Annotated in this window: 6 protein-coding genes; 3 read left to right on the forward strand and 3 right to left on the reverse strand. The window is 68.7% G+C overall.

The window, feature by feature from the left end; genetic code table 11:
- Positions 1–329: 329 nt before the first annotated feature.
- Genes ACFWPH_RS22185 through ACFWPH_RS22195 form a run of 3 tightly spaced genes read left to right on the forward strand, consistent with a single transcriptional unit; the run spans position 330 to position 10,354 of the window.
- Positions 330–9,671, forward strand: a complete 9,342-nt coding sequence (locus ACFWPH_RS22185) for a fatty acid synthase subunit beta domain-containing protein (RefSeq protein ID WP_378753901.1) — start codon at positions 330–332, stop codon at positions 9,669–9,671.
- Positions 9,672–9,682: 11 nt separating this feature from the next.
- Complete coding sequence (locus tag ACFWPH_RS22190) at positions 9,683–10,120, forward strand: holo-ACP synthase (RefSeq protein ID WP_033246001.1); 438 nt, start codon at positions 9,683–9,685, stop codon at positions 10,118–10,120.
- A gap of 51 nt (positions 10,121–10,171) precedes the next feature.
- The gene (locus tag ACFWPH_RS22195; RefSeq protein ID WP_378753904.1) at positions 10,172–10,354 is read left to right on the forward strand and encodes a DUF6924 domain-containing protein; all 183 of its coding nucleotides are present in this window, start codon (positions 10,172–10,174) and stop codon (positions 10,352–10,354) included.
- An 18-nt stretch (positions 10,355–10,372) separates the two neighbouring features.
- Here the strand turns inward: ACFWPH_RS22195 and ACFWPH_RS22200 are convergent, their stop codons facing one another.
- From ACFWPH_RS22200 to ACFWPH_RS22210, 3 genes are all read right to left on the reverse strand, one after another.
- On the reverse strand, positions 10,373–10,993 hold the full coding sequence (locus tag ACFWPH_RS22200; protein WP_051715520.1) for a TetR/AcrR family transcriptional regulator: 621 nt from the start codon (positions 10,991–10,993) through the stop codon (positions 10,373–10,375).
- A 228-nt stretch (positions 10,994–11,221) separates the two neighbouring features.
- A complete protein-coding gene (locus ACFWPH_RS22205; protein ID WP_378754249.1) occupies positions 11,222–11,950 on the reverse strand; it encodes an ABC transporter permease in 729 nt (242 codons plus the stop codon).
- Between the two features lie 75 nt (positions 11,951–12,025).
- Positions 12,026–12,973 carry an ATP-binding cassette domain-containing protein gene (locus ACFWPH_RS22210; protein WP_378753906.1) on the reverse strand — a complete coding sequence of 316 codons (948 nt, stop codon included), beginning with the start codon at positions 12,971–12,973 and terminating at the stop codon, positions 12,026–12,028.
- Positions 12,974–12,977: the final 4 nt, after the last annotated feature.

Raw genomic sequence — 12,977 nt, forward strand, 5'->3', positions numbered from 1 at the left:
GGGTTTTGTACTGACCGGTAACCCCACCTGCGATTATAACGATTAGATAACCGCCAATATGAGGGGTGCTCATGTTTCGCCGCGGTAAGGACGCGTCCTCACCTGCGGGTTCAAACATGAGGGAGGATCATGTTTCGGGGCATTCTGGTACGGATGTGCATGAATACCGATGGGTAAGTGACGCGCGGGGTGGCAAACGTGAGGGTTCCCTCATGATTTTGTGGAATCCTCGCTGATATCAGGCCGTCGAGCGTGGGATTCCCGCGCGCGGCCGGGGAGCCGGGGAAGTCTCCGCAGACCTGTCGCCACCGAGAGAAAGTCGAAGCGTCTTGACGATTAACGAGAGCACCGCGTCCGGTTCCGGATATCAGGTGAACGCGACCGCGGGCCGGACTGTCTCCGAGACGAATCGCACGCCGCTGCTGGACCAGTTGCGCGCAGGCACCCCCTACGCCCTGGCCTTCGGCGGGCAAGGGGCCAGCTGGCTGGGGGAGCTGTCCGAAATCGCCCGCGACGCGGCGCTGGAGCCGGACCTGACCGCGCTGGTCAACGAGGCCGCCGCGCTGCTGGAACCGGTCGCCGATCAGCTGCTCACGGTGCGCCCGGTCGGTTTCGACCCGGTGGCCTGGATGCTGGAGGACGACCTCGCCGACGACGAGGCCGAGACCTCGGACGCGCCGTCGGACCGCGTGCTGCGTTCGGCGGCGGTATCCATGCCGGGCGTGCTGCTCACCCAGCTCGCCGCACTGCGCGCCCTCCGGTTACAAGGGCTGGACCCCGCGGAGTTCACGCCGGTCTCGATCGTGGGCCATTCGCAGGGGCTGCTCGCCGCGACCGCGGTCAAGACCTGCGGGCAGCGCGACGCGGAAATGCTGGCCATCGGCCAGCTCGTCGGCGCGGCGGCGGGACTGGTCGCGCGCCGGCGCGGGCTGATGCCGGTGGGGGAACGGTCCTCGATGGTCGCGGTATCCAATATCGACCCCGACGAGCTGCGGGCCGTTCTCGACGAGGTATTCGAGGGCGCGGACCCACTGTCTGCGGCGGTGCTGTCGATCCGTAACGGGCGGCGCCGGGTGGTGCTCTCGGGGACCCCCGAAGCGCTGCAGCGGGTGCGGCAGCGGTGCGAGCAGTTGAATGCCGAACAGGATCGCGAGCGGGCCGCGAAACAGCGCGGTGGCGCGGTGTTCGCGCCGGTGTTCGAGGACCTGGAAGTGGACGTGGCGTTCCACCATCCGGCTCTCGGCGATACCGTCGAGCTGGTCGCCGGCTGGGCCGCGCAGTGCGGGCTCGATACCGAGCTGGCCGGGCAGATGGCGCGCGACATTCTGGTGGAACCGGTCGACTGGGTCGAGACGGTCGACGAGATGGTGGACGCGGGCGCGGAGTGGATTCTGGACCTCGGGCCCGGCGATCTGCTGTCGCGGGTCAGCGGTAGTGCGCTCAAGGGCAGTGGTGTCGGCATGGTCGCGGTGGCGACTCGCGCCGGACAGCGCAACTTGCTCACCCCGGGCGCGACGCCGGAGGTTGCGCAGCCGTGGACCGCGTTCGCGCCGAAACCGGTACGGCTGCCCAACGGGCGGATCGTGGTGGAGACCGCGTTCACCCGGCTCACCGGACGCTCGCCGATCCTGCTGGCCGGGATGACCCCGACCACGGTGGACGCGAAGATCGTCGCGGCGGCCGCCAATGCCGGGCACTGGGCCGAACTGGCCGGTGGCGGTCAGGTGACCGAGCAGATTTTCGCCGACCGTGTCGAAGAACTGAAGGACCTGCTGCACCCGGGCCGGCAGGTGCAGTTCAATTCGCTGTTCCTGGACCCGTACCTGTGGAAACTGCAGCTGGGCGGCAAACGGCTGGTTCAGAAGGCACGCGCGGCGGGCGCTCCGTTCGACGGTGTGATCGTCACCGCCGGTATCCCGGAGCTCGAGGAAGCCGTCGCGCTGATCGAAGAACTGACCGAGGTGGGGATCGGCCACGTCGCGTTCAAACCGGGCACGGTCGCGCAGATCCGTTCGGTGCTGCGGATCGCGGGTGAGGTGCCGGACTATCCGGTGATCATGCATATCGAGGGTGGTAAGGCCGGTGGGCACCACTCCTGGGAGGATCTCGACGATCTCCTGCTCGGAACCTACGCCGAACTGCGCACCCACGAGAATGTCGTGGTCTGCGTCGGCGGCGGTATCGGGACCCCGGAGCGGGCCACCGAGTACCTGACCGGCGCCTGGTCGGCGGCACACGGCTATCCGGCGATGCCGCTGGACGGTGTGCTGGTGGGTACCGCGGCCATGGCGACCCTCGAGGCGACCACCGCGCCCGAGGTGAAGCAGCTGCTGGTGGACACCCCCGGTACCCCGGATTGGGTCGGCGCCGGAACCGCCAATGGCGGTATGGCTTCGGGACGCAGCCAGCTCGGCGCCGATATCCACGAGATCGACAATGCCGCCTCGCGGACCGGCCGGTTGCTCGACGAGGTCGCCGGTGACGCGGACGCGGTGGCGCAGCGGCGCGCGGAGATCATCGCCGCCCTGGACGCGACCGCGAAACCGTATTTCGGTGATGTGGCGGCCATGACCTACCTCGGCTGGCTCGAGCGGTATGTGGAGCTGGCGGTGGGCCAGGAATGCCGCGCTGATTTCGATTGCGGAAGCGACCTCGGGGACGCGATCACCGCTTCCACCCGCTCGGTGTGGCTGGATATCAGCTGGCGCGACCGGTTCGCCGAGATGCTGCAGCGGGCCGAGGCCCGGCTCGCACCAGCCGATCGCGGGGAGATCGACTCCCTGTTCCGTGACGAGGATCTGGAGAACCCGGCCGCCGCGCTCGCACGGCTGGCGGAGCAGTATCCGGCGTCCGCGCAGACGCTGCTGCACCCGGCCGATGTGCCGTTCTTCATCGCGCTGTGCAAGACGCCCGGTAAACCGGTGAACTTCGTCCCCGTGGTGGACCAGGACGTGCGGCGCTGGTGGCGGTCGGATTCGCTGTGGCAGGCCCATGATCCGCGGTACTCGGCCGATCAGGTGTGCGTTATCCCCGGCACCGTCGCGGTGGCCGGAATCACCCGGGTCGACGAGCCGGTCGGTGAACTGCTGGACCGGTTCGAGCAGGATGCCGCCTACGCGCTGGTGCGGGACGGTGTCGTCCCGGCGGCCGTCGATGCGCGCCGGGTTGCCGCGGTGACCAGCGGGCCCGTCGATGTGGTGCTCGCTGCACCCGATATGCACTGGTCGGGCCGGGCGACGGTGAACCCGGTGCACCGGCTGGGCGATCTGCACGAGTGGACCGTGGACGAGAAGGGCGCGGTGCATCCGCCGACCGGTGCCACGCTCGTGGAGACCGAGGGGCCCGAGGCCGAACATTCGTATGTGGAACTGTCCGTTCCGCTCGCCGCCGGCCACAGTGTCCGGATCCGGATCACGGTGCCGGTATCGGTGTACAACGGCGGGGCGCCGGTGGTGTCCGAAGCCGATGCCGACGCCGCCATGTCGGCCCTGCTGGCCGTCGCCGCCGGACAGACCCTGCCCGAGGTGAAGGGCAATATCGCGCACGTCAACCTGGCCTGGACGCCGGACCTGATCGCCGACCACGCCGGAGTCACCGGGGCCGGGCTGCCGGCGAACCTGAGCACCCTGGGCCGTACCGTGCCCGACGTCCTGGTCGGCGCGTGCTGGCCGGCGGTGTTCGCGGTACTGGGCGCGGCCCGTACCGAATCCGATGCCAGCGTGATCGAAGGCATGCTGGACCTGGTGCATCTGGACCATCAGGTCGAACTGCTGCGCGAACTTCCCGATGTCACCAGCATTCTCGTGGTGCGGGCGGAATCCGGGACCGTTGTCGATACCGACCTCGGCCGCGTGGTCGAGGTGAATGTCACCGTCGGTGAGATGCGGGACCAGGGCCTGGATGTGGTGCCGCTGGCCCGGCTCGCCGAACGGTTCGCCATCCGTGGCCGCAGCGGCGCGGGCGAGCTGACCGATCCGCCGCGGGCCGCGGGCACCGTGAGCGCCGAAGCCGGCGAGACCCCGCGGCGCCGCCGCCGGGACGTGACCATGGTCGCGCCGCGCAGTATGGCCGCGTTCGCCGCGGTCTCCGGCGATCACAACCCGATCCACACCAGCGACGCGGCCGCGAAACTGGCCGGTCTGGGCAGCCCGATCGTGCACGGTATGTGGCTGTCGGCTGCGGCCCAGCACGCGGTATCGGCGGTGGATCCGCAGGCGGCGGTGCCGGCGCGCACGCTCACCGCGTGGACCACCCGGTTCCTCGGGATGGTGCGACCGGGCGCCGAGATCGACGTGCGGGTCGAGCGGGTCGCCGTCGACGCCGGTGCGGAGATCATCGAGGTGTCCTGCCGGGCCGGCGGGGATCTGGTGATGACCGCGACCGGACGCACCGCCGCGCCCAAGACCGTGTACGCGTTCCCCGGCCAAGGCATCCAGCGCAAGGGGATGGGCCTGGACGCCCGGACCCGGTCCAAGGCCGCCAAGGCGATCTGGGATCGCGCGGACAAGCACACTCGGGAAGCGCTCGGCTTCTCCATCCTGGCGGTGGTCCGCGACAACCCCACCTATCTGAAAGCGCGCGGCGTCGAACACCGGCACCCGGACGGTGTGCTGCACCTGACCCAGTTCACCCAGGTCGCGATGGCCACCCTCGGTGTCGCGCAGGTCGCGGAGCTGCGGGAAGCCGGTGCGTTCGTGGAGGGTTCGCTGCTGGCCGGACATTCGGTCGGTGAGTACAACGCGCTGGCCGCGGTCGCGGGAGTGCTGCCGCTGGAGGCGGTGCTCGAGGTCGTATTCCAGCGTGGTTCGGCCATGCACGAGCTGGTGCCGCGGGATGCGCAGGGGCGCAGCGACTACCGGATGGCGGCCATCCGGCCCTCGCAGATCGGGCTGCCCGACGACGAGGTGATCGATTTCGTCGCCGGTGTCGGCGCGGCCGCCGGGGAATTCCTCGAGGTGGTGAACCTGAACCTGCGCGGTTCGCAGTACGCCATCGCGGGCACCGTGGCCGGTCTCGACGCGCTGGAAGCCGAGATCGAGCGGCGTCGTGAGGAATTCGGCGGTAAACGCGCGTTCATCCTGGTGCCCGGTATCGATGTGCCGTTCCATTCGACCGTGCTGCGCAAGGGCGTCCCGGAATTCCGCGGCAAACTCGAACAGCTGCTGCCGGCCGAACTGCATCCGGAAGTCCTGGTCGGGCGGTATATCCCGAACCTGGTGCCGCGGCCGTTCTCGCTGGACCGCGAGTTCGTCGCCGAGATCGCCGATCTGGTGCCGTCCGAGCCGCTGGCCGCTGTGCTCGCAGATTTCGACTCCTGGTCGCAGCGTCCCAGCGAACTGTGCCGCGTGGTGCTGATCGAACTGCTGGCCTGGCAGTTCGCCAGCCCGGTGCGGTGGATCGAAACCCAGGATCTGCTGTTCGGTGAACTCGATGTGGAGCGGTTCGTGGAGGTCGGCCTCGGTGCCACCCCGACCGTGGCCAACCTGGCGAGCCAGACGCTGAAACTGCCCGATTTCACCACTGCCATCGTGGAAGTCCTCAATATCGAGCGGGAGGCGGCGGTCGTGTACTCGACCGATACCGATCCGGCGCCCGTGGAGGAGCCGGTCGAGGAGGTCGCCGAGGCACCTGCCGCGGCCGCCGCCCCGGCCGCCGCGCCTGCCGCCCCCGCCCCGGCGGCCACCGGCGGACCGCGGCCGGACGATATCGCCTTCACCGCGGCGGATGCGACCAGGGTGCTGATCGCGCTGTGGACCAAACTCCGCCTCGACCAGATCGGCCCCGTCGACACCATCGAGGGGCTGTGCGACGGCGTGTCCTCGCGTCGTAACCAGCTGCTGGTCGACCTCGGCTCCGAGCTCTCGCTCGGCGCCATCGACGGTGCCGCCGACGCCGATATGGGTGCGCTCTCCGCGACCGTCGAACGGCTCGCCCGCACCTATAAGCCGTTCGGCTCGGTGCTCAGCGATGCCATCAACGATCACCTCCGCAAGGTGTTCGGGCCGTCCGGTAAACGTCCGGCCGCAATCGCCGAACGGGTGACGAAGGTCTGGGAGCTCGGTGACGGCTGGGCCAGCCATATCACCGCCGAGGTTTCGCTGGGCACCCGCGAAGGCGCCAGCGTGCGCGGCGGTGACCTGGGCGGACTCGTTTCCGGGGCGCTCAGCGACGGTGCTTCCGTGGACGCCGCCATCGATGCCGCCGTCCAAGCCGTAGCGGCACGCCGCGGGGTTTCGGTCGCGCTGCCCGCGGCGGGTGGATCGGCCGGCGGCACCGTGGACGCCGCCGCGCTCGGTGAGTTCACCGAACAGATCACCGGTAAGGACGGTGTGCTGGCCTCGGCCGCGCGTCTGGTGCTGGAGCAGCTGGGCTTGAACGAGCAGGTCTCCGCGGTGGAAATCACCGACGACGGCCTGGTCGATCTGGTTTCGGCGGAACTGGGGTCGGACTGGCCGCGACTGGTCGCCCCGGCGTTCGACGCCCGCAAAGCGGTGCTCATCGACGACCGGTGGGCCACGGCCCGCGAGGACCTGGCCCGGTTGTGGCCGGCCGACGATGCGGAAACCGCGCAGCAGCCGGTGGACGGATTCCTCGGTGCCGGTGAAGCCGTTGCCGCGCAGGCCGACTGGTGGCGGCAGCGGGCCGTGCACGAGGCCCGTTCGGTACTGGCCGGGCACTACGAGCGGATTGCCACCGCGGCCCGGGACGAGGCCGGCGCGGGCGAATGGACCGGCGAGATCGCCGTGGTCACCGGCGCCAGCAAGGGCTCCATCGCCGCGGCGGTGGCCGGGCGCCTGCTCGGCGGCGGCGCGACCGTGATCGTCACGACCTCCCGTCTCGACGACCACCGCCTCGGCTTCTACCGCGACCTCTACCGCGCGAACGCCCGCCAGGGCGCCGCACTGTGGGTGGTCCCGGCGAATATGGCCTCCTACACCGATATCGACGCGTTGATCGACTGGGTCGGCACCGAACAGGTCGACAATGCCGGTGGCGCGAAGATCAAGACCAAGGACGCCTTCACCCCGACCCTGCTGCTGCCGTTCGCGGCGCCGCGGGTGGCCGGTGACCTCTCCGATGCCGGCGCGCGCGCCGAAATGGAGATGCGGGTGCTGCTGTGGTCGGTCGAGCGGCTGATCGGTGGACTGTCCAAGCTGGGCGCCGATCACGATGTCGACGCGAAACTGCATGTCGTTCTGCCCGGTTCGCCCAACCGCGGCCTGTTCGGTGGCGACGGTGCCTACGGTGAGGCCAAGGCCGCACTGGATGCCGTGGTCGCCAAATGGCGGGCCGAGAAGACGTGGGCGGCGCGGGTCACCCTGGTGCATGCGCTGATCGGCTGGGTCCGCGGTACCGGGCTGATGGGTCATAACGACCCCATGGTCGAGGCCGTGGAACAGGCCGGTGTGCAGACCTGGTCGACCGGCGAGATCGCCGGCGAACTGCTGAAATGGGCCACCGCGCGGGCGCGTTCGGTGTCCGAATCGGGTCCGCAGCAGGTCGACCTCACCGGCGGGCTGGCCGAGGCGCAGCTCGATCTGCCCGAACTGGCGCGGCAGGCGCAGGAGGCCGCAGATGCCGAGGCGGCCGAGGTGACCGAGGAATCGGACGCCCCGCGAATCCCCGCGCTGCCCGCCCCGCCGACCCTGACCTCGGCGCTGCCGGTCCCCGAATGGGGCACGGTGACCGCCGATCTCAGCGATATGGTCGTGATCGTCGGTGCCGGTGAGCTCGGACCCTACGGTTCCGCGCGCACCCGTTTCGAGATGGAGGTCTCCGACGAACTGTCGGCGGCCGGCGTCCTGGAGCTGGCCTGGACCACCGGCATGGTGGTCTGGGAGAACGAGCCGAAACCGGGCTGGTACGACACCGATTCCGGTGATTACGTACCGGAAGCCGAACTGGCCGAGCGTTATCACGATGCGGTGGTCGAGCGCTGCGGGATCCGGCGGTACGAGGACGACGCCGCCATGGTCGACAACAGCAGCCCGTTGATGACCTCGGTGTTCCTCGACCAGGACCTGTCGTTCACCGTCGGCAGCGAAGCGGAGGCGCGGACCTTCCACGCGGCGGCGCCGGAGCATACGGTGATCACCCCGATCGCCGACTCCGGCGACTGGACGGTGACCCGTAAGGCGGGCACCGAGATCCGGGTGCCGCGGCGGGCGAAACTCTCGCGCACCGTCGGCGGCCAGATCCCGACCGGCTGGGATCCCACGGTGTGGGGTATCTCCGCCGATATGGCGTCCTCCATCGACCGTGTCGCACTGTGGAATATCGCCTGCACCGTCGATGCGTTCGTCGGGTCCGGGTTCGATCCGTCCGAACTGATGAGCTGGGTGCATCCCAGCCTGGTGGCCAACACCCAGGGCACCGGTATGGGCGGTATGTCCTCGATGCGCTCGCTCTACGTCGACAACCTGCTCGGCGAACCGCGGCCGAACGATATCCTGCAGGAAGCGCTGCCGAATGTTGCGCTGGCGCATGTGGTGCAGTCCTACGTGGGCAGCTACGGCGCGATGGTGCATCCGGTGGCTGCGTGCGCCACGGCCGCGGTATCCGTCGAAGAGGGCGTCGACAAGATCAAGCTCGGTAAGGCCGAGGTGGTCGTCGCCGGTGGTTTCGACGATCTCGGTATCGAGGGCATCGTCGGGTTCGGCGATATGTCCGCGACCGCGGATTCGGCGGCCATGAGCGCCAAGGGGATCAGCGACCGCTACTTCTCCCGCGCCAACGACCGCCGCCGCGGCGGGTTCGTGGAATCGCAGGGCGGTGGCACCGTACTGCTGGCCCGCGGTGATGTGGCGCTGGAAATGGGTCTGCCGGTGCTGGGCGTGGTGGCCTACGCGCAGTCCTTCGCCGACGGTGTGCACACCTCCATCCCGGCGCCCGGACTCGGCGCGCTCGGTGCGGGCCGCGGCGGGCGGGAATCCCGTTTCGCCGCGGAACTGCGCAAACTCGGTGTGGGACCGGACGATATCGCGGTGATCTCCAAGCACGACACCTCCACCGCGGCCAACGATCCCAACGAATCCGAACTGCACGAGCGGCTGGCCGCGGCGATCGGCCGCTCCGACGGCGCCCCGCTGTTCGTGGTCTCGCAGAAGAGCCTCACCGGGCACGCCAAGGGCGGTGCCGCCGCATTCCAGCTCATCGGCCTGTGCCAGGTGCTGGAAAACGGTGTGGTGCCGCCCAACCGCAGCCTCGACTGTGTGGACGACAAGATGCGCGAATACTCGCATCTGGTGTGGTTGCGCGAGGCGCTGCGGTTCGGTGACCGGTTCCCGCTCAAGGCCGGCCTGGTGACCTCGCTCGGCTTCGGGCATGTCTCCGGCCTGCTCGCGGTGGTGCATCCGCAGGCGTTCGTCCAGGCGATCGAACCGGCCCGGCGCGACGAGTACCAGCGCCGCGCCCAGGAACGGCAGCTGGCGGGCCGACAGCGCATCGTCGAGGCGATGTGCGGCGGGGCCGCGCTCTACGAGCGGCCGGCCGACCGGCGGTTCGGTGGCGACGGCACCCCGGCGGCGCAGGTCCGCGGCCTGGAAGCCGAGATGCTGCTGTCGGAGACCGCTCGGCTCGGTGACGGGATCTACCAGGTCGACGGCTCCGGCTGCGAGACCGGCCGGTTCGTCGGCGGCGATACCGATGCCGCCGCGGCCGGTACCCCGTAGGCTGCGCCACTGTGACGATCCTCGGAATCGGCTTGGACTTGGTGACCATCTCCGAGTTCACCGAACAACTGGAACGGGCCGGAACCACCATGCTCCGGGAAAGTTTCACCGCCGGTGAGCGGCGTTACTGCCAGAGCAAGGCCACCGACCCGGCCCGCAGTTATGCAGCGCGGTGGGCGGCGAAGGAGGCTGTGCTCAAAGCCTGGGCCTCCTCCCGCTTCGCCCGCCGCCCGCAGATCGGGGACAACCCGTACCCGCTGATCGAGGTGGTGAACGACGCCTGGGGCCGGCCGAGCATCAAATTGCACGGCCTCGCCGCGGAATTCCTGCCGCGGGTGCGGGTGCACCTATCGCTCACCCACGACGGCGACACCGCGGCCGCCATGGTGGTGCTGGAGGATCCGGGTGAACTGGCCGACCTGATCGAAGGACGGTCGCCGGAGAACTGAGCAGGAAACACCGAAAGGCCCGGAGTGCCCGCTCCGGGCCTTTCGGTATGCATGACCGACCCCGAGCACCCGTTGCCGGCAGTCGATACCGGAGGGGACGGCGAGCCGGTGTTCCGGATCGCTCTGGTTGCGTTGGCCGAGGTCGAGGTCAACTTCTTGCTCGGCACCATGGATTTCGAGGACTACGCAGACGGCGTCGACGACGACGGTGTTGTCCGCGGCTTCGATCGGTGAACGCGACCGGCGGGTGGTTCAGCGCTGGCTGGCGGTGCGGGATTCTTTTTCCGCGACCAGAAGATAGGCGACCATCAGTCGTTTGAGTTCGGCGACCGCGTCGGCGTGGCTCTGTTCATCCTGCACCGAGAAATTCATCATCGAATACACCACGTGCACCAGCACCTCGGCCATCATGGTGCGCCGGGCGCGCGGAGTGCGCGGGGTGAGCGGGCGCAGCATCTGCGAGACGACCTCGGCGAATTCCTTTTCGTGGATGGCGCCGGTGGCCCGGGTGGACGGGGTGGACTGCATGGCCAGCCACACCTCGCGGCGGGACGGGTCGGTCATCCACAGGTTCGCCAGATGGTCGACGAACTGATTCATATGCCGCAACCAGTCCAGTGATGGGATCTCGCCGTGGAAATCGGCCAGCTCCTGCGATACCGCGACCAGATCCTGCCGGTTCAATTCGCAGACGATGACGTATTTGTTGGCGAAGAACTGATAGAGGGTGCCGATCGGGACTTCCGCGCGAGCCGCGACCTCTTCACAGGTGAACGATTCGAAACCCACCTCGACCAGAAGTTCCCGCGACGCCTGCAGCAATGCGTCGAACTTCCGCTTACTGCGCTCCTGGGTCGGACGCCGCCGCGGCATGAGTTCCTGCGGATCGTCCTGCAGTTCCAATTCCAGCGCAGGGTCCGGACGCCGTTTCACTGTGGCCTCCGTACGTACGTTCACATGTCCCAGGCTAGCGGTAGGTCGAAGGTGGTGGTAGGAGAGTACGGAATGTGACGGCGAGTCTGTCATGTCTCACCACACGGACATTGCCGATCCGGGGCCCGCAACACGCCCCGCGGGCGCCGGATCGGCGGGGAGTCCGGCTCAGTTCCGGGTCTTGCGGTGGAAGAGAACCAGGGCCGCGCCGTAGCACACCACGGCGATGGTGCCCCACCAGACGACCGCGAGTACCGCGCTGTTGCCGATCGGGGTCCCGACCAGCAGGCCGCGCAGGGTTTCGATCACCGGTGTCACCGGCTGGTGTTCGGCGAAACCGCGCAGCCAGTCCGGCATGGTCTCCGGCGGAACGAACGCGCTGCTGACATAGGGGATGAACATCGCGAAGATGGTGAATCCGTTGGCAGCCTCCGGACTACTGGCGAGCAAGCCGAAGCACGCCGACATCCAGGAGAGCGCCACCACCACCAGCGCCAGCAGTGCCGCGGCGGCGAGCCAGCGCAGCGGATCGGCGGTGGGCCGGAAACCGATGGCCAGCGCGACGATCACCACCACCGCGGTGGCCAGGATATTGCGCAGCAGGCTTTCGGTGATGTGCCCGGTGAGGAACGAGGACCGGCTGATCGCCATCGTGCGGAAGCGGTCGACGATACCTTCGGCGATATCGACCGAAACACTGATCGCCGTGGTCGAGGCGCCGAAACAGGCGCACATCAGCACGATCCCGGGCACCACGTAATCGACGAAGGTGCCGCCGACATCCATGGCCCCGCCGAAGACGTAGACGAACATGAGCAGGATCATGATCGGCAGTGCAAGGGTGCTGATCAGCGCATCGGGACTGCGCACGGTGTGACGCAGATTGCGGGCCGTCATGGTTGCCGCGTCCTGTGCGGCGTAGGTGAGGGTGGTCACGTGAGTGGCTTTCTGTGAGTGGGGGTGCGCGGGTCGCTATGCGGCCGGTACGGCTTCGGTGGGGCGGCTGGTCAGTGCGAAGAAGACGTCGTCGAGATCCGGGGTGTGCACGCTGAGCCGTTCGACGGTGATATCGAGGGCGCCGAACTCGTCCAGCAGATGTTTGAGATGGGCGACCTGCCCGTCGGACGGAACCTGCAGGGTGAGTTCGTCCGGATCGGTTTCCGGGAACCCGGTCACGCGCGCCGCGGCGGCAAGGTTCGCACGATCGGCGAAGCGGAACAGGATATGGCCGCCGGGGGTGAGTTGTTTGAGTTCGGCCGGGGTCCCGTCCGCGACGATGCGGCCGTCGTACAGGACCGCGATCCGGTCGGCCAGTTGGTCGGCTTCCTCCAGGTACTGGGTGGTGAGGAAAACCGTCACGCCGTCGTCGACCAGTTCTCTGATGACCTGCCAGAGTTCGCGGCGGCTACGCGGGTCCAGCCCCGTGGTGGGTTCGTCGAGAAAGACCACCTCCGGCCGGCCCATCAGGCTCATGGCGAGGTCGAGGCGGCGGCGCATACCGCCGGAGTAGGTGCTTGCGGGCCGGCCGGCAGCAGCGGCGAGATCGAAGCGTTCCACGAGTTCGGTGGCGCGCCGGCGGACTTCCGACCGGCCCAGATGCAGTAGCCGGCCGACCATGTGCAGGTTCTCGGCACCGGTGAGGACTTTGTCCAGTGCGGCGTATTGGCCGGTTACCCCGATGGCGGCCCGGACTCGATCCGGTTCGTGCGCTACGTCGTATCCGGCGACCCGGGCGGTCCCGCTGTCCGGGCCGGTCAGGGTCGCCAGGATGCGCACCATCGTGGTTTTCCCGGCTCCGTTGGGACCGAGGAGGGAGAACACCGATCCGGGCGCGATATCGAGGTCGATACCGGCGAGGACCCGGTGGTCGCCGAAGGATTTATCGAGTCCGCGGAGGGAAATGGCAGGTGGGGCGGTCATGTTG

It is taken from the genome of Nocardia sp. NPDC058499 (genome assembly GCF_042719915.1).
Lineage (GTDB): Bacteria > Actinomycetota > Actinomycetes > Mycobacteriales > Mycobacteriaceae > Nocardia.